General features: G+C 40.7%; 19 protein-coding genes and 1 tRNA gene. 1 reads left to right on the forward strand and 19 read right to left on the reverse strand.

Features of this window, described 5'->3' with window-relative positions:
- The first annotated feature begins 1 nt into the window (after position 1).
- A complete protein-coding gene (locus tag ASE55_RS06135; protein WP_056216649.1) occupies positions 2 to 1,177 on the forward strand; it encodes a M28 family peptidase in 1,176 nt (391 codons plus the stop codon).
- A gap of 89 nt (positions 1,178 to 1,266) precedes the next feature.
- On the opposite strand, the gene hisIE is transcribed toward ASE55_RS06135, so the two are convergent.
- The 19 genes from hisIE to ASE55_RS06230 all read right to left on the reverse strand — a co-directional run bounded on the left by hisIE (position 1,267) and on the right by ASE55_RS06230 (position 21,152).
- Positions 1,267 to 1,854, reverse strand: a complete 588-nt coding sequence (gene hisIE / locus ASE55_RS06140) for a bifunctional phosphoribosyl-AMP cyclohydrolase/phosphoribosyl-ATP diphosphatase HisIE (RefSeq protein ID WP_056216651.1) — start codon at positions 1,852 to 1,854, stop codon at positions 1,267 to 1,269.
- Positions 1,851 to 2,603, reverse strand: coding sequence for an imidazole glycerol phosphate synthase subunit HisF (gene hisF / locus ASE55_RS06145; protein WP_056216653.1), 753 nt, complete (start codon positions 2,601 to 2,603; stop codon positions 1,851 to 1,853). The genes hisIE and hisF overlap by 4 nt, the downstream gene beginning before the upstream one ends.
- A gap of 62 nt (positions 2,604 to 2,665) precedes the next feature.
- On the reverse strand, positions 2,666 to 3,385 hold the full coding sequence (gene hisA, locus ASE55_RS06150; RefSeq protein ID WP_056216656.1) for a 1-(5-phosphoribosyl)-5-[(5-phosphoribosylamino)methylideneamino]imidazole-4-carboxamide isomerase: 720 nt from the start codon (positions 3,383 to 3,385) through the stop codon (positions 2,666 to 2,668).
- A complete protein-coding gene (hisH, locus tag ASE55_RS06155) occupies positions 3,385 to 3,966 on the reverse strand; it encodes an imidazole glycerol phosphate synthase subunit HisH (RefSeq protein ID WP_056216657.1) in 582 nt (193 codons plus the stop codon). Before hisH ends, hisA begins: the two co-directional genes overlap by 1 nt.
- 5 nt (positions 3,967 to 3,971) lie before the next feature.
- On the reverse strand, positions 3,972 to 5,066 hold the full coding sequence (gene hisB / locus ASE55_RS06160) for a bifunctional histidinol-phosphatase/imidazoleglycerol-phosphate dehydratase HisB (protein WP_056216660.1): 1,095 nt from the start codon (positions 5,064 to 5,066) through the stop codon (positions 3,972 to 3,974).
- Complete coding sequence (gene hisC / locus ASE55_RS06165; RefSeq protein ID WP_056216662.1) at positions 5,063 to 6,094, reverse strand: histidinol-phosphate transaminase; 1,032 nt, start codon at positions 6,092 to 6,094, stop codon at positions 5,063 to 5,065. The genes hisB and hisC overlap by 4 nt, the downstream gene beginning before the upstream one ends.
- Complete coding sequence (gene hisD, locus ASE55_RS06170) at positions 6,081 to 7,373, reverse strand: histidinol dehydrogenase (protein ID WP_056216664.1); 1,293 nt, start codon at positions 7,371 to 7,373, stop codon at positions 6,081 to 6,083. Before hisD ends, hisC begins: the two co-directional genes overlap by 14 nt.
- A 1-nt stretch (position 7,374) precedes the next feature.
- Complete coding sequence (gene hisG / locus ASE55_RS06175; RefSeq protein WP_056216665.1) at positions 7,375 to 8,232, reverse strand: ATP phosphoribosyltransferase; 858 nt, start codon at positions 8,230 to 8,232, stop codon at positions 7,375 to 7,377.
- A gap of 250 nt (positions 8,233 to 8,482) precedes the next feature.
- Complete coding sequence (locus ASE55_RS06180) at positions 8,483 to 9,583, reverse strand: glycosyltransferase family 4 protein (RefSeq protein WP_056216667.1); 1,101 nt, start codon at positions 9,581 to 9,583, stop codon at positions 8,483 to 8,485.
- Positions 9,580 to 10,356: a polysaccharide deacetylase family protein gene (locus tag ASE55_RS06185; RefSeq protein WP_056216669.1), complete on the reverse strand. Its 777-nt coding sequence runs from the start codon at positions 10,354 to 10,356 to the stop codon at positions 9,580 to 9,582. Before ASE55_RS06185 ends, ASE55_RS06180 begins: the two co-directional genes overlap by 4 nt.
- A 2-nt stretch (positions 10,357 to 10,358) precedes the next feature.
- Positions 10,359 to 11,288, reverse strand: a complete 930-nt coding sequence (locus ASE55_RS06190; protein WP_056216671.1) for a glycosyltransferase family 2 protein — start codon at positions 11,286 to 11,288, stop codon at positions 10,359 to 10,361.
- A gap of 4 nt (positions 11,289 to 11,292) precedes the next feature.
- Complete coding sequence (locus ASE55_RS06195) at positions 11,293 to 12,462, reverse strand: glycosyltransferase family 87 protein (protein ID WP_056216673.1); 1,170 nt, start codon at positions 12,460 to 12,462, stop codon at positions 11,293 to 11,295.
- Between the two features lie 30 nt (positions 12,463 to 12,492).
- Positions 12,493 to 13,305, reverse strand: a complete 813-nt coding sequence (locus tag ASE55_RS06200; protein WP_056216675.1) for a 2,3,4,5-tetrahydropyridine-2,6-dicarboxylate N-succinyltransferase — start codon at positions 13,303 to 13,305, stop codon at positions 12,493 to 12,495.
- A gap of 126 nt (positions 13,306 to 13,431) precedes the next feature.
- A complete protein-coding gene (locus tag ASE55_RS06205) occupies positions 13,432 to 14,445 on the reverse strand; it encodes a DUF2268 domain-containing putative Zn-dependent protease (RefSeq protein ID WP_056216677.1) in 1,014 nt (337 codons plus the stop codon).
- Between the two features lie 207 nt (positions 14,446 to 14,652).
- Positions 14,653 to 15,228 (reverse strand): C40 family peptidase, encoded by a 576-nt coding sequence (locus ASE55_RS06210; RefSeq protein WP_056216679.1) that lies wholly within the window; start codon positions 15,226 to 15,228, stop codon positions 14,653 to 14,655.
- 135 nt (positions 15,229 to 15,363) lie between these two features.
- Complete coding sequence (locus ASE55_RS06215) at positions 15,364 to 15,741, reverse strand: hypothetical protein (RefSeq protein ID WP_056216681.1); 378 nt, start codon at positions 15,739 to 15,741, stop codon at positions 15,364 to 15,366.
- Positions 15,742 to 16,208: 467 nt separating this feature from the next.
- A tRNA-Ala gene (locus ASE55_RS06220) sits at positions 16,209 to 16,282 on the reverse strand.
- 232 nt (positions 16,283 to 16,514) lie between these two features.
- Entirely contained in the window at positions 16,515 to 17,930 is a 1,416-nt protein-coding gene (locus ASE55_RS06225; protein WP_056216683.1) for an efflux transporter outer membrane subunit, read from the reverse strand.
- 75 nt (positions 17,931 to 18,005) lie between these two features.
- Entirely contained in the window at positions 18,006 to 21,152 is a 3,147-nt protein-coding gene (locus tag ASE55_RS06230; RefSeq protein WP_056216685.1) for an efflux RND transporter permease subunit, read from the reverse strand.

The following is a 21,152-nucleotide window of genomic DNA, read 5'->3' on the forward strand; positions in this document are numbered from 1 at the left end:
GGTGAAAAAAATAACTACCCTTCTGCTTATTTCATTGGCAGCCTATAGCTTAGAGGCTCAGACGCTTATCCAGGCCTATAAAAACAGAGCAGACCAGGTCTCACAGACAAATGTTACTACCCTTTTACAGGAATTTCAAACCCTTGGCGTAAAAACTACGGGCTCAGCAGCAAATACCAATACGCTGAACTGGCTTAAAGCCAAATACCAGTCTTACGGATACACTACAAGCCAGATTACGGAAGATCCGTTTACCTTCGGGAATAATATAAATTCAAAAAATTTAATCATCACCAAAACAGGGACTACGTATCCTAATATCTATGTTATCATCTGCGGCCATTATGACACCATCATGGGACCCGGTGTAAGTGATAACGGAAGCGGAACTTCTATTATTCTGGAAGCAGCAAGAATCTTAAGGAACATCCCGACTGAATATTCCGTTAAGTTCATCCATTTTTCCGGTGAGGAGCAGGGTTTGCAGGGAAGCGCGCATTATGCGGATAATGTGGTGTTCCAGAATAATGTACGCCAGCTGAATATTAAACTGGTATTCAATATTGACCAGGTAGGAGGAAAAATCACCAATAACAACAACGCGATTAAATGTGAAAGTGACCAGGACGGCCTTGCCGGCAATAATGCGCAGTCTCTGGCAATTACGCAGCAGCTGGCCAATTGTACAGCATTGTATTCTCCGTTACAGACGGTTATGTCCAATACCTATTCATCAGATTATGTTCCTTTTGAGCAGAACGGAGACATCATCACCGGCTTTTATGAGAATACCAGGAGCTTTAATGAACATACGGTAAATGATACTTTTGCCAATGTAGACCCAACGTATGTATTTAATGTCGGGAAAGCAGCGGTAGGCGCATTACAGCATTTCGCGGTGGCATCTACAAGTCTTTTAGGAACGAGTGAAGCTCCGGTACATGCACTGGAGTCGGTAAAAGTTTATCCTAATCCGGCAAAAGATGTCCTGAATATTGAATTACCGGAAAGTATTAAAAAATTCAGGGTAGAAATTACAGACCTGAGCGGGCGTTTACTGATCACTAAGGAAAATGAAACGAAGATTAATGTTTCAGACTTAACCGGCGGCGCTTATCTGTGTACCGTTAAAACCGGTGATACAACAGCCGTACGGAAAATAATTATCGAAAAATAATCGGTTCTCTGTATTTCGAATATTAGATTATCTTTAAAAATATAAAAAGCCAATGGTAAACGAACCATTGGCTTTTTCCGTTCTGTAATTTACTGTGTACGTGACATCAGCACTTCTTCAATATCATTCATGCTCATGTCTTTAGCTTTCAGGAGAATTAAATAATGATACATCAGATCGGCGGCTTCATTTTTAAAAAGGTTTTCATCGTCATCTTTTGCTTCAATCACCAGTTCCACTGCTTCCTCTCCCACTTTCTGGGCTACTTTGTTGATGCCTCTCTGGAATAATGAATATGTATAGGAACCTTCCGTTTTCTCATCAATCCTGCGGCTGATTTTTGCTTCCAGTTCATAGAGAAATCCCTTGGCTTCTTTATCTCCGAAACAGCTGAAGTTTCCTGTGTGACACACTGTTTTTCCGGGAACAGCCTTTATCAATAGAGTATCCTGGTCACAGTCAACCGCCATGCTTTTTACAGCAAGGAAATTCCCGGATTCTTCACCTTTTGTCCATAACCTGTTTTTAGAACGGCTGAAAAAGGTCACGATCTTTTCCTTTTCTGTTTTCTCATAAGCCTCTTTATTCATGTATCCCAGCATGAGGACCTGCAGGGTACGGTCATCCTGTACAATAACCGGGACCAGTCCGTTGCTTTTATCAAAATTTATATTCATCGTACGGCTATATTTTTAGATTTTAATTCATTTTTTAAATTCCGGATTCCGATTTCCCCAAAATGGAAAATACTGGCTGCCAGCGCGCCGGTTGCTTTCGTCTCCATGAAGACATCATCAAAATCTTCAGTTTTTCCGGCACCGCCTGAAGCAATAACAGGAATACCGATGCTTTCAGAGACCAGTTTGGTAATCCTCAGGTCAAAGCCGTTTTTCATTCCGTCTCCGTCCATCGATGTCAGAAGAATTTCCCCGGCTCCAAGGGCTTCCGCTTCTTTTGCCCAATCTACGGTTTTTAAACCCGTGATTTCCCTTCCGCCTCTGATGTGCACCCAATCTGAACCGTTGATCAGTTTTGTATCAATTGCCACAACAATACACTGGCTTCCGAATTCTTTCGCCAAATCAGAAATCAGTCCCGGGTTTTTAACGGCTGATGAATTGATGCTGATTTTGTCGGCCCCTGCATCCAGCAGGTTCCGGACGTCTTCAACATTTGAAATGCCGCCGCCAACCGTAAAAGGAATACTCAGTTCCCGGGCAATATTTTTCACCAGTTCGGCAAACGTTTTACGTTCTTCAATGGTTGCGGTAATATCAAGGAAAACCAGTTCATCGGCTCCGTCATTTTCATACTTTTTTGCCAGCTCAACGGGATCTCCGGCATTCCGAAGTCCTTCAAACTGAACGCCTTTCACCGTTGTGCCGTCTTTGATGTCCAGACAGGGTATGATTCTTTTTTTTAACATCTTTATTTGTTGTAATTAATGGGTATGGTTTATTTATCATCAACGGCTTTTGCCCGATTTAATCAGGAATCAATAAATTCCCGGAGTTCAGCCAGACTTATTTTTCCTTCGTAGATTGCTTTCCCGATAATGGTACCGGAACAACCTATTTCTTTCATCCGGTATACGTCCTGCATTTTTGAAATCCCGCCGCTGGCTACCAGCTGAACAGAAGTTCGCGATAAAATATCCTGATACAACTCTTCCGATGGTCCCTGTAGCATGCCGTCTTTGGCAATATCGGTACAGATCACGCTCTGTATTCCTTTCTGCTGATACTGAAGAATGAAATCAATAACATCTATATCACTTTCCTCCAGCCAGCCCGAAGTTTTTATTTTTCTGTCTTTGCAGTCGGCTCCCAGGATAATCTTTTCTTTACCGAATGTTGAAATCAGGTTAAAACAGAATTCCGGATCCTGAACGGCAATGCTTCCAATGGTAATCTGTTCTGCCCCTGCATTAAAAGCAGTTTCAATATCGCCCAAAGTCTTCAGTCCGCCGCCGAAATCTATTTTTAAAGATGTTTTCCGGGCAATTGCTTCCAGTATTTTGTGGTTAACAATATGTCTGGATTTTGCCCCGTCGAGATCAACGAGATGAAGGAACTGAATTCCGGAAGCTTCAAATTCTTTGGCTACTTCTACCGGGTTTTCATTGTAGACCTTCATGGTATCATAATCGCCTTCTGAAAGCCGCACACATTTCCCGTCGATAATATCAATGGCTGGAATAATTTTCATCATTTAATGTTTAAAAAGTTATGTAATAAACGGCTTCCGGCACTTCCGGATTTTTCAGGGTGAAACTGCATAGCATAAAAATTATCTTTCTGCAGAGATGCACTGAAAGGCAGGATATAATCACAGACTGAAGTTGTATATTGGGATAATTCACAATAAAAGCTGTGGACAAAATACACATCGTTTTCCTCTTTACCGTCAGAAAAAAGGTTTGATTTAAAATCTGAAAGTGTATTCCAGCCCATATGCGGAACGATATTTTCAGCAGGAAATTTTTTAACCTGAATATCAAAAATTCCCATCCCAATCGTATTGCCTTCTTCATTACCGGCACACATCAGCTGCATTCCCAGGCAAATTCCCAATACCGGCTGCTGTAATGAAGGAATTAACAGATCCAGGCCTTTTTCTTTCAGCATCCTCATGGTAGACGAAGCTTCACCCACACCCGGGAAAATCACCTTGTCTGCATTCTTGATTACTTCGGGATCATCAGTAATTATTGATTTTGTATTCAGCCTGTCCAGCGCATTCTGTACGGAATTTACATTTCCGCCGTTGTATTTTATAATGGCAACCATATTATTTATAAGCTTCCTTTTGTTGAGGGGATATTAAAATTCTGTCCGGTCTGCTGTACCGCTGCTTTTATCGATTTTGCGAATGCTTTAAAAACCGATTCTATTTTATGGTGCTCGTTTTCACCGTCTGCTTTGATATTGATATTACACCGGCCCGAATCCGTAAAAGATTTAAAGAAATGGTAAAACATTTCAGTAGGGACATCCCCTATTTTCTCACGCCTGAAATCTGCCTCCCAGACCAGCCACGGGCGGCCTCCGAAATCAATAGCCACCTGCGCCAGACAGTCATCCATAGGCAGCAGAAAACCATATCTTTCAATTCCTTTTTTCTTTCCCAGTGCTTCCAGGACGGCCTGTCCCAATACAATCCCGGTATCTTCAATGGTGTGGTGTTCATCCACCTGCAGATCTCCTTTTACGATGATCTTCAGATCTAAATTGCCGTGTTTGGCAATCTGTTCCAGCATATGGTCAAAAAAATGAAGCCCTGTTGAGATGTCAGACCGGCCGTTTCCATCCAGGTTGATTTCAATTTCAATATCTGTTTCATTGGTTTTTCTTGATACTTTTGCTTTCCGCGGAACCTTTTTCAGGTAAGAATAGATTTCGTTCCAGCTTTCGGTAGCCAACGCCGCATCCTCATTCTGAACGGCACCGATAAAAATGGCTTTTGATTTTAGGTTTTCCGCCAGCCGGATATCGGTCAGCCTGTCCCCGATCACAAAAGAATTTTCAAGGTCATAATCACCGTAAATATATTTCCCCAGCATGCCGGTCTGTGGTTTGCGGGTCGGCATATTTTCATGCTCAAAACTTCTGTCGATTAAAATATCACTGAACACAATCCCTTCATTTTCAAAAGCCTTAAGCATTTTTTCATGAGGCCTGATAAAATCTTCGTAAGGAAAGCTTTCCGTTCCCAAACCGTCCTGATTGGTGATCATGACCAATTCATAATCAAGTTCACTGGCAATTTTTGAGAGGTTCTGGAAGACACCCGGATAGAACTCCAACTTGTCCAGGGAATCCACCTGGAAATCATTTTCAGGTTCGATGATCAGGGTTCCGTCACGATCTATAAACAATACTTTTTTCATAATTCAATATTTTGTAAAGCGGCAATCAGTTTCTTATTTTCTTCTCTGGTTCCTATATTCATCCTGATACAGTTGGGAATCTGGGGACTTCTCTTACTGGTTAAAATTTCCTTTTCCAGCAACTGCTCATAGGCTTTCTCAACATTTTCAAATTCAATTAAAAAGAAATTAGCATCGCTCTGATATATTTTTTTTATACAGCTGATGTTTTCAAACTGCTCTTTCAGCCAGGATTTTTCAAGGAGAATATTTTCTATGTTCTGCATTAACGGTTCGAGGCTGTCAATTGATTTCAGGACCAGGTCCAGGCTTAACGAATTGATATTATAAGGCGCTTTTACCGTATTGATAAGTTTAATAATTTCTTCCGAGGCATAAGCCATACCTACCCTTGCGCCTGCCATTCCCCAGGCTTTTGAGAAGGTCTGAAGAATAATCAGATTCGGGTATTTATCCAACAGTTCTAAGCATGACTTCCTGCCGGAAAATTCGATATACGCTTCATCCACCACAACAATCCCGTTGAAATTTTCAATATAGAATTCCAGGTCTTCAATGCTGTTCCCGGTAGGATTGTTCGGTGAACACAGAAAGAAAATCTTTGGCTGATCATCTTTTATCAGGTTTAAAAAATCATCTTTTACAATATCAAAATCTGCATTTAAATCCATTTTTACGACTTTGTTTTCATTGATCGAGGCATAAAAATCATACATGGCAAAAGAAGGATTCATTCTTAAGACTGCATCTTTTTTGGGTTCGCAGAAAATTTTGATGATCAGGTCTATCAGTTCATCGCTCCCGTTTCCGAGGGCAATATTATTGGCTGAAACATTCTTTATGACAGAAAGTTTCTGCTTCAGTTTCTTCTGTGTGGAATCCGGATAACGGTTCATGTTTCCAAACGGGCTTTCATTGGCATCCATAAAAACAGGACTGTCAAATTCATTCTGATCCCTGAAACTGATGTACGGCTGAAGTTCCAGAATATTTTTTCGCACGAAGCGGTTGATGTTAAATTCTTTCATTTTGTTGTTTTAATCTTATGGATACGGCATTTTTGTGAGCGAAAAGCCCTTCTGCATCGGCCATGATTTCTATGGTTTTTCCTAAATTTTCCAATCCTTCTGCAGACAGGTGTTGAAAAGTGATCTTCTTTATAAAGCTGTCCAGGGAAACACCGCTGTAATTCCTGGCAAAGCCGTTCGTAGGAAGAGTATGATTGGTTCCGCTCGCATAATCTCCGGCACTTTCGCAGGAATAGTTCCCGAGGAAAACCGAACCGGCATTTTTAATTTCCGGAATGTATTTTTCAAAATCCTCTATCGCTAAAATCAAATGTTCGGGAGCATAGAGATTGCTGAGTTCCAACGCTTCTTCAATGGATTCCATCAAAATAAAATGACTGCTTTTTAGAGATTCTCGCGCCATTTCATTTCTCGGAAGCTGCTCAAGCTGTTTTTCTGTTTCTTCAACCGTCCGGTTAAGAACGGTTTCATCGGTTGTAATAAAGATGACCTGGCTGTCGCTTCCGTGCTCTGCCTGGGAAAGCAGGTCTGCTGCACAAAATTCCGGAACGGCAGATTCATCGGCAATTACCAGAACTTCACTGGGACCGGCGGGCATATCGATGGCAACCTTATAATTCTGCGCATACTCTTTTGCAGCCACCACATACTGGTTTCCGGGCCCGAAAATTTTATAAACATCCGGAACACTTTCAGTCCCAAACGTCATGGCAGCAATCGCCTGCGCCCCACCTGTTTTGAATATATTCCGGACTCCACAAAGCTGTGCCGCGTAAAGGATGGCAGGATTGATGTTCCCATTTTTATCAGGAGGCGTACATAAAACAATTTCTCTGCAGCCTGCCAACTGTGCAGGAACCGCCAGCATCAATACGGTAGAAAATAAAGGCGCCGTTCCTCCGGGAATATAAATCCCCACTTTTTCAATCGCCCGGTTTTCCCTCCAGCATGTGACACCTGCCATGGTTTCAATTTCTTGGATTTCAGGATTCTGGGAAGCATGGAATTTGGTAACATTCTCTTTAGCCTGCTGAATTGCAATTTTCAATTCTTCCGGCAGAGCATTCTCAGCACGTTTTATTTCTTCTTCAGATACTCGGATCCTCTCAACATCAGCCTGGTCAAATTTTTTATTGAACCTGATTAATGCCTGATCACCGTTTCGGCGTACTTCTGCAAAGATTTCTGATACAGTTTCCGTAAGTCCTGTCCTTTCCAAAACCGGCCTTTTAACGATTTCCGGCCATGCATTTTTCTGTGGGTATTTTGAAATATTCATCTTATATCACCATTTTATCAATCGGAATTATTAAAATATCCTGGGCACCTCTGTCTTTGAGTTCATCAATAACTTCCCAGAACCGGTCTTCGTCAATCACGGAATGGATGCTGCTCCACCCTTCCTGAGCCAGGGGAATAACCGTCGGGCTTTTAAGGACCGGAAGGGCTTCAGAGATTATTTTAATTTTATCATTCGGGACATTCATCAGAATATATTTTGAATTTTTCGCTTTTAAAACGGCTTTAATCCTGAATAGTAATTTCCCGAGAATAGCTTCTTTTTCATCATTCAGGCTGAAGGTTTTTGCCAGAACCGCCTCGGATGTCAGAAGAGTAACCGTTTCCCTGAGCCCGTTTTTAAATAAAGTGCTTCCTGAGCTTACAATATCACATATCCCATCGGCAAGACCGATATTCGGGGCAATTTCCACTGACCCTGAAATAACATGGATCTCTGCTGAAATATTATTCTTCTGAAGAAAGTTTTTAAGGGTATTCGGATAGGAAGTGGCAATTCTTTTACCCTGGAAATAACTGAGCTGGTCTGTTTCCACCTCTTTTGGAACGGCTAATGAGACCCTGCATTTTGAGAATCCGAGCTTCTGGACAATCTCAATATTCTTTTCTTTTTCCGCCAGGAGGTTTTCGCCTACAATGGCAATGTCTACAACCCCGTCTTCCAGATACTGCGGGATATCCGAGTTTCTCAGGTACATAATTTCCAGAGGAAAGTTGTCTACGGAAACTTTGAGCTGGTCTTTTCCGTTATTGATGAAGATTCCGCAGTCTTTAAGGAGCTGAAGGGATTCTTCGTAAAGCCTTCCGCTTTTCTGTATGGCAATTTTTAATTTACTCATTGGTTTTTTATTGAGCCTGAGTAAATAAAACTGGTTGGATGGTAAGAATTTCCCGGGATAAATTCAGAAACAAAAAACCGCCTGTTTACTCAGACGGTTTTTAATTATTTTGATTTCTAACGTAAAGTATCGATCAATCAATTCCGTCTAGCAGAGATGATGATGATAATGATGTACTGTTAAAAAATTCGGTTTCATTGTTGAAATGTGTATTGCAAATGTAGGACTTATTTTGAAACATCCAAGTGTTTTATGAAATAATTTTTCTGTAGAGCTCCATCAGCCGGCCTGCAATGGGCTCATCATTAAACTTCTGAACAAAATCAAAACCCTTGTCAGCACGGCGCTGTCTTTCAGATTCACTCTTCCAGAGAAACTGTATTTTGGCTGAAATATCTGCTGCATTTCCGGGATTAATGTACACAGAATCCGGTCCGCCCGCTTCAGGAAGACAGCTGGTATTGCTGGTTACGACAACTGTTTTTGAGAACAGCGCTTCAATTACCGGAATTCCGAAACCTTCAAAAAAGCTCGGGTATACAAAAATATCTGCTGATTTATAGAGTACTGCCAGCTCATCCATAGAAACATTTTCTAAAAAATGGATCTGTTTTTCCATCTTGCTTTTCTGAATGAACTGCTGGATTTTCCTGAAATACTTTGTTTTCCTGCCGACCACCACCAGAGGAATTGCTGTATCTTTTACGGCCTTAACAATGTTTAAAAGGTTTTTACGTTCTTCAATAGTCCCTACGTTTAAGATAAAACGATCGGGAAGATTAAATTTTTTTCTGGTCTGAAGGATAAATTCTTCAGGCTGCTCTTCTTTAAAAGCCTGATGACACCCCTGGTAAATCACTTCAATTTTGTTTTCCGGGACGTTAAGAAACTGAATGATGTCCTTTTTTGTCTGTTCGGAAATCGCTATGATCTTATCTGCTGAATCAGCTGCTTTTTTAAATTTCCACAGGTGGATTTTACGGTCGAAAAAAGAATAATACTGCGGATATCTCATAAAAATGAGATCGTGAATGGTCACCATTTTTTTAATCGGGGCATGATCCCATTTCAAAGGCAGTTCACCGGATAACCCATGAAAAATATCTGCATTCTGTTTCTGGGCATCCTTCCCCATTTTCAGCTGCCTCGCCATCATTCCCCCCGAGGTTTCAGCAAACCGTACATCTGGGTTTTCCAAGATATCCTTTCCTCTCTCCGACTGGTTTTTATTAAGTAAAATGTATTCGTTTTCAGGAAAATATTTTGCCAGAATCCTGACCAGATCCCTGGAATAGTTGCCTAATCCCGATGTGTTGTGGAAAAATCTTTTGGCATCGTAAGCGATCTTCATAGTTCAATCTGTTTTTGAAATTCCTGAAAGGTACCGAAGGTATAGTTTTTACTTTTAAGCCAGGAAATAAATGCATCAAAACTTTCCACCATGTCTTTTCCAGAATTTTTTACGGTAAAACCGGGTAATTTAAATGCTTCATCTTTAATTTCTGCAAATTCCCAGGGATGGAAATAGATATTTAAATACCGGTCTTTCTTTAACGTGTCTGACGCCAGTTTCTTATAAAAAGACAGAGGGAAATTATGAAAGCTCAGCCAGAATAAAGGGATCCTGAAATTGGGAGACACCGAAGCCGGAATCTGGGTCACCTTCCCTTCTTTAAAATAGGTCCTTGAAACTTTAAGATTGTTATATCTTCCGGGTAGAAATGTCGGGTTGATGGATGAATTATAGGCATAACCGGCATCTTCCACCGCATTTTTACTCACCGGCATCATTCTCGGCATCCTGAGACCGGTTACTTTTGCAGAAAATAATTCTTCCAGCCTTTCTTTGGATTCTTTCAGGTGCTTTTCTTCAAAATCTGAATGGAACCAGGTGTGGGAAGCTAGTTCGTGGCCATCATCCAACAGCCTTTTGATAAGGTATTTACTGTTTTCAGCAAAAACTACAGTTGAAAAAAAAGTAGCTTTTACCTGGTGCTTTTTAAGGAGACCCAGGATTCTTTCCAATCCGGTCTGTGAGACGGAAATCTGTTTTTCAAACGGAATTTCCCCTTTGTATTCCAATGGCATATCAAATTCCTCAATGTCAAAACTCAATAAAACCATGGTTAAAAATTTTTATTTTTGATGATATAGTTCGGTCTTTCTTTTACCTGCTTAAAGATTTTCCCTAAATAAATTCCTATGATGCCTAAAATGATCAGCTGCAGCCCTCCGAAGAAAACAATGGTCATAATCAGTGATGCCCAGCCTGAAATCTCCGTTTCTGTAATAAATGAATGGATCACATAAATGCCGTACCCCACTACAGAAAGCCCTGAAAACAGGAAGCCCAGATACGCTGCGATATAAAGCGGTTTTACACTGAATGCCGTAATGCCGGTAAAAGCAAACGTAATCATTTTTTTAATGTTATAGCTGCTTTGCCCTGACAGTCTTTCATTGGCGGTAAATTCTATTCCGGCCTGCTTAAAGCCCATCCAGCTTGTCAATCCTCTTAAAAACAGATCATCTTCATTGAAGCTTCTCATCACTTCCACAGCATTGGCATCCATCAGCCTGAAATCTGAGCCGCCGCCTTTGGTAAGATTGACATCGGATAATTTCGACAGTATTTTGTAAAAAAAGTCTGAGGTCCTCCTTTTAAACAGAGAAATTTCTTTCGGGTATTTCCTTACGGTGAATACAATATCATTGCCTTCCTCCCATTTTTTAATCAGTTCCGGGATCAGTTCCGGTGGATGCTGAAGGTCGCCGTCCATTGAGATCACCGCATTTCCGTGGGCATGGTCCATTCCGGCTTTTACAGCAGGCTGATGTCCAAAGTTCCTTGAAAACTCAATGAATTTTACTTCATCATATTTCCGGGACAGCTCCTCCAGTTTTTGCTGGGTCTGATCCCTGCTTCCGTCATTTACAAAAATAATTTCAAAATCATAATCGCTCAGTCCGGAAAAAACCTGACTGATTTTTTCATAAACCAAAGCCACATTTCCTTCTTCATTGTGGGCAGGAATGACGATTGAAATCTTTTTCATAGGATTATTTGAGGCTGTAGTTTTTTTCGAAATCTTTGGTTAAAAGTTCATAGATTACCCTCAGCCAGATGACAATGCAAGGTACAGCTTTTAGAGAATATTTAATGATATAATTCTTTTTTACAAACTTCGGGAACAGGTCTGAAGTTGAAAAACAGGTGAAAATAATAACGAAAACCAGCAGACCGATAATGAAAGGCGTTCTTTCTTTCTGCAGGAAAAACCAGATCAATACGCCTGTAACGGCAATGATGTAGGTAGGCGATTCTGAGCTTGAACTGAACAATACCAGAAAAAGTAACGTCGAGGCCAGGATCATTAATTGGAATGCATAATTTTTATACTGCTGGATCCTGATATAAGGCAAAGCGAAAAGCGGTAACCCGAATGCCAAAAATATGATATTCGAAATAGAAGCATCCCCTAAAATCCTTCTGAAAAAACCCATCAGTGAAATATCCTGCATATTGCCCAGGGTCTGGTTTGCACTGTTCTTTTCAATAATCGACTGGTACCAGTCCGAATAGCACTGTATCACAAACTGCGGACTTGAATAGAGCATAGGCAGTACAAAAAACACTCCTGCAATGATCAGTCCTGACACGATAAATTTTGTTTTGTTCTTAATGAAAAAGAACTGGGAAAGCCCTACAATCCCATATATTTTCACAAAAACACCTACTAAAATAGCGGTAACGGATTTTGTTTCCTTTCTTTCGTAAATGTAGATTGCGGACAGCAGAAGAAGTCCCGTCAATGCAATATTAAACTGGAGGCTCAACGCTGCCGTAATGTATTCCTGAAGGCAGAATAAAGCAAAGAGTGCTTTTTTAGCATCGGAAAAGGGAAGCTTGTGAATGGCATAAATGAAAATAAAAGTATTGGCCGCGTTCCACAGGGTAATCCCCAGCCAGTCGGGCATCAAAGCAAACGGTGCAATCAGTATACTGAAGAAGACACCGTAGTGGTTCATATCAAAAAACCGGTCCGGATATTCACTGAATAAATTGCTCTGATGGTACGTATTCAGAAATACGTTTTTAAAAATCAGGTAATTGTTGATTGCATAGCTGCCTCTGAAATATTTGGAAAGTGCCGTAGCCACGGCTATAATAAGATAAACCCCAAATATATATTTAGGGTTTAGCAGTATTTTAAGAAATTTATCTTTCAAAATGGTGAAGTATTGGTTTACAATGGCGTTTTAAACAGCTACATTATTATCTCTCAGCGCATCATTTAAAGAAGTTTTTTTATCGGTAGATTCTTTTCTCTGACCGATGATCAGTGCACACGGCACCTGGTATTCCCCGGCCGGATACTGTCTCGTATAGCTTCCCGGAATTACCACGGAACGGGCAGGAACCCTTCCTTTGATTTCTATCGGTTCAGGACCGGTAACATCAATAATTTTCGTTGAAGCTGTCAGTACGACATTCGCGCCCAGAACGGCTTCTTTTTCTACATGAACCCCTTCTACCACGATACATCTTGAACCGATAAAGCAGTCATCTTCAATAATAACCGGAGCAGCCTGAAGCGGTTCTAAAACACCACCGATTCCTACACCACCGCTCAGGTGGACATTTTTACCGATCTGTGCACAGCTTCCTACGGTTGCCCACGTATCTACCATTGTTCCTGAATCTACATAAGCCCCGATATTTACGTAAGAAGGCATTAAAATAACGCCTGATGCTACAAAAGAACCTTCTCTTGCAATGGCATGGGGAACTACCCTTACTCCTTTTTCTGCATAGTTTCTCTTCAAAGGAATTTTATCATGAAATTCAAACGGGCCTACTTCAATCGTTTCCATCTTCTGAATCGGGAAATACATTACAACTGCTTTTTTCACCCATTCATTCACCTGCCATCCGTTTTCTGTAGGTTCGGCTACGCGAAGGGTTCCTGAATCCAGCAGAGAAACCACTTCTCTGATGGCTGTTTGGCTGTCTTCATTCTGCAAAAGGTCTCTGTTGTCCCAAATATTCTCAATGGTTTGTTGTAACGACATATGTATAGTTTAAATTTATTCGCGCCAAAGATACAAAAAAGTTCAGGAAAATATTTTGAAAGTATCTGTATTAAGGAGCTTAAATATCCGTTTAACCTGAGTATAAAATAAATTACCGGTTGACAATTATGGTTTCAGGTTTTCGATATAATCTTCGTATCCGCTTTTTTCCAAAACTTTTTTAGGGGTTAAGCTATAGATGTCTTTCCAGGAATTGCTTCCGTGTTTCTCCACATATTTAGAAATGATCCTGAAACCCAACCAATAATTCAGGGATTTCGGAGCATCCGGGAACAGTTTTAGGTGTTCATTTCTTAATAATGGATTATTTCCTGAAGTATCTGAAAAATAAGGTTTCACTTTTAAAAAGATTTCTTTCTCATTTTTCATATACCAGTCCCAATCCGCTTTAGTCATGTTTTCAACAGCTTCATGTTCAGGTATTTTCTTATCAAAAAACACATAGGTAAAATAACAGGCAAAGCCTTCGTCTATGGTCTGGCTCAAAGCCGAATCTTTATTGGGATCATTATTCCTGAATTTTTCATACACCAAATGATTCAACTCATGCGGCAATCCTTTTTCTAAAGTATAATTGATATTTACCGATGTATTATTCAATTCCAGGGCAAACTGTTCTGCATTGCATCCTCCGAAACCGATTCCTGTAATGGGTGTAAAAAGAAGACTTATTTTAGCACTGGGCTGATAAAGAACCAACCGGTTGAATTTTGCCAGGTTTCTTCGAATCAGCCTGTTGATATTAATATCGGTAATGCTTTTTGTTTTTTCTATAAATTGTAATTTATCTTTATCGAAAAGTGTTCTGTTCCATTGCACAAGGCCTTCTGCATTGTTGAAACGGCCTGCATTTTCATCTCCAAAAATAACTCCGTAGCAGCTGTCCCACAATTTCCTGTGTGGTAAATAAACATTTTTCCTGATCATGGCAGAATCGAAAACCTCATTCTTATGGGCTAAAACCTGGTATTTGAACAGGTTGACAACAGTGATATTCTGAATTTTAATACTGTCGGAAATTTTTTCTATCCTGCTATATTCAAAATCTGTTTTCTTCGTGGGTGCTACTGAACAGGAACTCAACAAAACAAGACCTGTTATTACAATAATTTTTTTCATTATTTCTTTTTGAGCCGGAGATATACTATACTGATGCGGATATAAGCTACCTGATAATCCGGCAGTATACCAGGTTAACATCCTTATTTGAATATGACAATTCTGGAAGATGTTCTGTTACATGGATAATACAAAATTATCACAGCTCTGAAATAAGCATTATTACAATACACCGTTCTTATTTCTTATATAAACGAGCTGTTGAAATTACAGTATTCTCTGTGCGTGCAGATAGGCTTTATTCCAGTATACTTCATTTAAAGACGATATGATTACCCCTTTTGTTGTTGAGGCATGGATGAATTTTACCTCGCCGTTGTTTCCGATATCATGAACGATACCGACATGGGATACGCGGCTTCCGCCTGCTGTTGAAAAAAACAAAAGGTCGCCGGGCTTCACTTCCCTGATGTCAATTTTCTTTCCTGCTTCTGCCTGGTCTGATGATCTTCTGGGAAGCTGGTAGTCATTTTCTTCAAAAACTTTCAGTGCAAAACCTGAACAGTCGAAACCGGAAGAGGTATTGCCCCCGAACTTATAGGGAGCGCCCAGGTATTTTTCAGCATCTTTTAAAATTTCGCTGATTGATTTCGGAACACTGCCGTTAAAACCGGAATCAAGTTTACGGAGGTTTTCAGTCTTTGGTACAGACGGTGAGATGCGCGGATTTCTTTTTACCGCAACATTTTTTGAGCTTCCGCACGAAACAGAAATGGTGGAAGCAATGAGCAAAGCATAAATGGCTGTTCGTTTTAGATTTCCATAATTCAGGCTGTTCTTCATATTTCTTTTATTTTCTGCTCTAAGGTGCCTACAAATATAAATAAATTATGCTTTTACCGTACTTAATTTATGGCAGGAATTAAACCAAAAAAGCTATTCCGGAGAATAGCTTTATATAATGTAATGGATAAGATTTTATTTGGATGTCTTTTCACCTTTCCAGGTTCCTGATCTTGTAGGTGTAGGAACTGAATTGGTCCAGCTGCCGGTGGCTTTTTTATCTTCTCTGGTAAGGGTCCCTCTGAACTCTCCGTCCTGAGGCATGCCTACTGTTGCCGTTAATTCTCCCGATTCACTAAGCTGTCCGGAAATGGAATAATTCTCAGTACTCTGGTCTGAGTGCATGGTTCCCGTTACTTTTCCGTCTGTGGCTACGACGATGTTCCAGTTGCCTTTTTCGGTGCCTTCATAAGTTCCGGCCCAGGTTCCGATAAAATCATAAATGGTGTCTTCATCTTTACCACAACCAATAAATAAAAAAGCAGTCAGTAAAAGTAAAAATATTTTCTTCATAGTTTATAAGTAGTTTTAACACTTAATGGTTTGCCCGGATTGATGATGTCAGCAAGACCGGTACGCTTCAAATACATATTTTTGAATGGTGACAAATATAGAATTTTTATTTGACTTAAATACTTTTTAGCCCTTTAAAAATAGTATTCTTTGATAAAAATTAAGCTATGTTTGAAATTACTGCACTTTTTTAACGCATATTATCCGTTATTGGGTACTGATCCGCAAATAGTATTGTTCTTTTAACAAAAAAGAATTTGGAAGCCGGACAAAAAAATATTCCTGACAAAAAATGCCAGGAATATTTGGAGTTCCTTATTATGTATTTTTAATAGTTAATTTTTTATTCTCAATTACTGTGCCACAATTATATTACGATGTAATAATTTTTGAAGAATAATTCTGTTACCTATCTTGTATCCATAAAACAATAAAAGCCCTTCGAGTGAAGAGCTTTAAATAGGATGTGGAGAATACGGGATTCGAACCCGTGACCTTTTGACTGCCAGTCAAACGCGCTAGCCAACTGCGCCAATCCCCCGTCATGCTTCTGTTCTGAAGCGGTACAAAAGTAAGTATTTAAAATAGATCTGCAAATACTTTTGTAAATTTATTGTTAAATATTTTAGTGTTTTCTGTGCAATATATCCGCAACCTCAAATTAGTAATTAATTATCAGGTATTTATACCCTCGTAAAATTTCAAATTTCCGGCCAATAAAAAACGCATGTCAGAAATAACATGCGTTTTTATCATATATTTTCAGGACGAAATTATTTCCATCCGCCTCCAAGTGCCTGATAAAGCTCTACGCCGGCACTCATTTTATTATATTGTGCATTGGCGATATTCAGTTCTGCATTTAAGGAATTTACACTGGCATTCAATACTTCAAGATAATTAGCCATCCCGTAATTAACCAGCTCCTGAGAATATTCAACAGAATTCTTATAGGCATTTAATTCTTTCTGCTTTAATTCAATAAAAGAATCCTGCACGGAGAATACCCTGATGGCATCCGATACTTCTTTCCCGGCATTCAGGACTGCTTTCCTGAAGTTCAGATAAGCCGTTTCCTGGTTGGCAAGGCTTACATCGTAATTGGTTCTGATTGCCCTCCTGTTCAAGATCGGCTGTGCCAGACCTCCCACAACATTTGCAAACAGGGAATTCACACTGAATAAATGATCAATGTCCACCGACTGTACCCCACCGCTTCCGGTAAGTCTTAGGGTCGGGTAAAACTGTGCTTTTGCCGCATTGGTCAGTTCAAACGTATTGATCAGTTCATACTCTGCCCTCATCACATCCGGACGGTTGGCAAGCAACTGCGCCGGGTATCCCAGTTTCACATCAATAGGAAGCTGCTGCCCCTCCAGTGTGGATCTTTCAATGGAACGTGAAGGTTCACCCATCAGCATGCTCATCGTATTTTCCAGAAGCTGGATCTGTGTATCAATATCAATCAGCAACGATTTAGCATTGAATACCAAGGCTTCACTCTGCTGAACGGCAACTTCAGTCAACGTTCCGGCTATCTTCAATGCTCTTGTCGTTTCCAGATTCCTTTCGCGCAGTGCAATGGTTTCCGTAATAATCCTTTTCTGGGCATCATAAGTCAGCAGTTGGTAATAAGAGGAAGCAATAGAAGCAACCAGGTCACTCTTTACTGCTTTATGGGCGGCAACCGTGCTTAGGTAAGCTGCCAGCTGTGCCCGTTCCTGTGATTTCAGCCTGCCCCAGATATCGGCTTCCCATGCGATATTGGCGGTAATATCATACTGGTTGACATACCTTCTTGCCCCGATAATCTGCCCGAACTGCGTGTTGATGGACTGTGTCTGGAAGGTATAATTAGGGCCCACTGTTAAGGTAGGCTGGTAAGCTGCTTTGCTCTGTTTTAGATAAGCCTCTGCCGAAGCAATGCTCTGCAGGGCAATTCTTATATCCAGGTTATTATCCAGAGCTTTGGAGATATGGCCCTGAAGTATCGGATCCGTAAAAATCTGTTTCCATGAAACATTTGCGATATTGGTGCTGTCCGAAGGAAGCATATCGGTACGGTACAGTTTCTCATCCACCACCTGATCCGGCCTCTGGTATTCTTTTCTTATCGAACAGGATGATACCGCTGCAAGAATAGTTACTGAGAAAGTGATTCCTTTTATAATATTTAAAATACTTTTCATTGTAGTAAATAGAAGTTATAAAATCCGGAAACCAGAAGCCGTTAAATACCAACTGCTGATTTCCTGATCATTAATTTATTCTGCTAAATTGATATCTTTTTGCTTGATCGGTTTTATTTTTTCCTGCAAAGTCTGGAAAACCACATACAGTACCGGGATTACAAATACCCCTAAAATAGTACCTATCAGTAATCCTATTGAAGCACCGGTCGCAATCGACCTGTTACCTACAGCACCAATCCCGCTTGCCAAAACTAATGGAAGCAAACCGAAGATAAAGGCTAATGAGGTCATCAGGATCGGTCTTAACCTTGCTTTCGCCGCGTTGATCGCAGACTCCACAATGGTTTCACCGTGATGTCTTCTCTGAACCGCAAATTCGATGATCAGAATCGCATTTTTAGCCAGCAACCCCACCAACATAATCAGGGCAATCTGGAAATAAATGTTGTTTTCAAGACCCATGATTTTCTGTCCGAAATAAGCTCCCATTACCCCAAGCGGAAGTGAAATGACCACCACCAGCGGTAAAATATAACTCTCGTACTGCGCAGAAAGAATGAAGTAAACAAATACCAGACTCAAAGCAAAGATCAGTAAGGTCTGAGATCCGGAATTTAATTCTTCTCTTGTAAGACCCGTAAATTCAACATCATAATTCTGGTCAAGCGTTTCCTTAGCAACATCCTGCACTGCAGTAATGGCATCCCCGGAACTGAAACCGGCTTTGTTTGCTCCGGTAATCTTCACGGAAGTAAACAGGTTATAACGGCCTACCGACTGAGGTCCGTAAGTTTTGGTCAGCGTCACAAACTGTGAAATCGGCGACATCTCCCCGGAACTGGTTTTAATATAATACTGGTTAAGATTATTAGCATCTACCCTGTCTTCAGGAAGTGCCTGGATCATGACCCTGAACTGTTTTCCGTATTTGGTAAAGTCTGCTCCGTAAATCCCACCGATATATCCCTGCATTGTCGATAAGATATCATTCACCGAAACACCTTTCTGTTTTGCCAAAGGAACATTAATCTCCATCATGTACTGAGGATATTTTGTATTGAATGAGGTCTGGGCAAATTCAATTTCAGGTCTCTGCATTAAGTTTCCGATAAATTCGTTCGTTTTTGCATCTAATTGAGCAAAATCGCCTCCTGATTTATCCAGAAGTACCATTTCAAAACCGGCACTGTTACCGAATCCCGGCACACTCGGCGGCTGGAAGAATACTACTTTTGCATCCGGCACTTTTCCTGCCAGTCCGAATAACCGCTTGGAAATTTCTTCTGAGGATAATCCGTCGCCTTTCCTGTCGTCAAAAGGTTTTAATTTAATAAAGGCAAGACCGTTGTTACTTCCGTTTCCGGACAGTAGTCCTCTACCTGTAGAAATCGTCACATTCTGGATTCCCGGAATCTGCATGGCATTTTTCTGCAGTGTTTTAAGGACATTGTAGGTTCTTTCCATTGATGCTCCCGGCGGAAGCTGTACATCGGTAAAGATAATCCCCCTGTCTTCTGTAGGTACAAAACCTTTCTTCATGCTGCCGTTTGCCCAATAAATAATTCCTCCGGTAATGACAAGAATAACCAGAGTTACCCACTTGTGCTTAATCAGGAAATTAAATCCTCTTCCGTAACGCTCTGTGGCTGTTTTAAAGCCGATATTAAATTTATAAAAGAATTTCTGAATGAAATTTTTATTTTTATAATCATGGTGGTGATCTTCGTGTGGCTTTAAGAATAATGAACATAAAACCGGACTCAGTGTCAATGCATTAACCGCCGAAATAATGATCGCAATAATCAGTGTGATCCCGAACTGCTGATAGAATACACCGGTAGGCCCTGTAATAAAGGTAACCGGAATAAATACCGCTGCCATTACCAGCGTAATTGAGATAATAGCTCCGGTGATTTCATTCATCGCTTCAATGGTTGCTTTTTTGGCATCGGATATCCCGTGCTCCATTTTGGCATGGACCGCCTCGACGACGACAATGGCATCATCCACCACGATACCGATGGCCAGTACCAAAGCGAAAAGCGTTAAAAGGTTTAATGAATATCCGAAAAGATTCAGGAAGAAGAATGTTCCTACAATAGATACCGGAACCGCAATGGCCGGAATTAAGGTAGACCTGAAATCCTGTAAGAAGATATATACTACGATAAATACCAGGATAAATGCTTCAATTAAAGTATGGATTACTTTTTCAATGGATGCATCCAGAAATTCATTGGTATCAAAGTTAAAGGTATATTTTACGCCTTCAGGATAGGTACTTTCATTATCTTTCAGCTGTTTTTTAATGTTCTCGATAATTTCCTGGGCATTGGATCCCGGCGTCTGGAAAACCCCCATACTGATGGACGGGTTATCGCCGTTTTCACCGATTCCGCTGTATGATAAACCTCCCAGTTCTACTTTTGCAACATCTTTCAGCATTAAATTCTGTCCGTCCGGAAGAGATTTGATGATGATATCATCATACTGTTCCTTTTCACTGAATTTCCCTACATATTTAATGATGTATTCAAAAGAGCTTCCGCTGTTCTGTCCTAAAGATCCCGCAGCAGCTTCTCTACTCTGGTCATTGATTGCCGTGGTAACTTCAGTGGGTGTAATGCCATAGGCTGCCAGTTTAGCAGGATCGAGCCAGATTCTCATGGAATAGTTTTTCCCGCCGAACACGTTGGCTTCCCCTACTCCGTTGATCCTCTGAAGATCCGGAATAACGTTGATGTTCAAAAAGTTCTGAAGATAAACGTCATCTATATTCTTATTTTCTGAATAAAAAGAAAGGTACATCAGGGCACTTGTCTGCTGTTTCTGCGTAACCACTCCGGAACGGGTAACTTCACTTGGAAGCAGGGGGCTTGCCCTGGCCACACGGTTCTGAACGTTTACGGCAGCAATATCTGCATCTACTCCCTGTTTAAAGAATACCTGGATCTGGGCTGAACCGTCATTCCCGGCTGTTGAAGTAATATAATCCATCCCTTCAACCCCATTGATCTGTTCTTCAAGAGGTACCACAACACTCTTCATTACCGTTTCGGCATTGGCCCCGGTATAATTTGCCCTTACACTTACCGTTGCCGGTGCAATGTCAGGATACTGTGTAACCGGCAGCGAGATCAATCCTAAAACCCCGAGAATCACAATCAGAATGGAGATTACGGTGGATAAAACCGGCCGGTTGATAAAATTTTTAATCAT

It is taken from the genome of Chryseobacterium sp. Leaf201 (assembly GCF_001421435.1).
In the GTDB taxonomy this organism is placed as follows: Bacteria; Bacteroidota; Bacteroidia; order Flavobacteriales; family Weeksellaceae; genus Chryseobacterium.

Excerpts from the sequence above, each read along its gene's own strand:
- hisIE (WP_056216651.1), bottom strand. The coding sequence starts at position 1,854 with ATGAATATAAATTTTGATAAAAGCAACGGACTGGTCCCGGTTATTGTA.
- hisF (WP_056216653.1), bottom strand. The coding sequence starts at position 2,603 with ATGTTAAAAAAAAGAATCATACCCTGTCTGGACATCAAAGACGGCACA.
- hisA (WP_056216656.1), bottom strand. The coding sequence starts at position 3,385 with ATGAAAATTATTCCAGCCATTGATATTATCGACGGGAAATGTGTGCGG.
- hisH (WP_056216657.1), bottom strand. The coding sequence starts at position 3,966 with ATGGTTGCCATTATAAAATACAACGGCGGAAATGTAAATTCCGTACAG.
- hisB (WP_056216660.1), bottom strand. The coding sequence starts at position 5,066 with ATGAAAAAAGTATTGTTTATAGATCGTGACGGAACCCTGATCATCGAA.
- hisC (WP_056216662.1), bottom strand. The coding sequence starts at position 6,094 with ATGAAAGAATTTAACATCAACCGCTTCGTGCGAAAAAATATTCTGGAA.
- hisD (WP_056216664.1), bottom strand. The coding sequence starts at position 7,373 with ATGAATATTTCAAAATACCCACAGAAAAATGCATGGCCGGAAATCGTT.
- hisG (WP_056216665.1), bottom strand. The coding sequence starts at position 8,232 with ATGAGTAAATTAAAAATTGCCATACAGAAAAGCGGAAGGCTTTACGAA.
- ASE55_RS06180 (WP_056216667.1), bottom strand. The coding sequence starts at position 9,583 with ATGAAGATCGCTTACGATGCCAAAAGATTTTTCCACAACACATCGGGA.
- ASE55_RS06185 (WP_056216669.1), bottom strand. The coding sequence starts at position 10,356 with ATGGTTTTATTGAGTTTTGACATTGAGGAATTTGATATGCCATTGGAA.
- ASE55_RS06190 (WP_056216671.1), bottom strand. The coding sequence starts at position 11,288 with ATGAAAAAGATTTCAATCGTCATTCCTGCCCACAATGAAGAAGGAAAT.
- ASE55_RS06200 (WP_056216675.1), bottom strand. The coding sequence starts at position 13,305 with ATGTCGTTACAACAAACCATTGAGAATATTTGGGACAACAGAGACCTT.
- ASE55_RS06205 (WP_056216677.1), bottom strand. The coding sequence starts at position 14,445 with ATGAAAAAAATTATTGTAATAACAGGTCTTGTTTTGTTGAGTTCCTGT.
- ASE55_RS06210 (WP_056216679.1), bottom strand. The coding sequence starts at position 15,228 with ATGAAGAACAGCCTGAATTATGGAAATCTAAAACGAACAGCCATTTAT.
- ASE55_RS06215 (WP_056216681.1), bottom strand. The coding sequence starts at position 15,741 with ATGAAGAAAATATTTTTACTTTTACTGACTGCTTTTTTATTTATTGGT.
- ASE55_RS06225 (WP_056216683.1), bottom strand. The coding sequence starts at position 17,930 with ATGAAAAGTATTTTAAATATTATAAAAGGAATCACTTTCTCAGTAACT.
- ASE55_RS06230 (WP_056216685.1), bottom strand. The coding sequence starts at position 21,152 with ATGATTAAAAATTTTATCAACCGGCCGGTTTTATCCACCGTAATCTCC.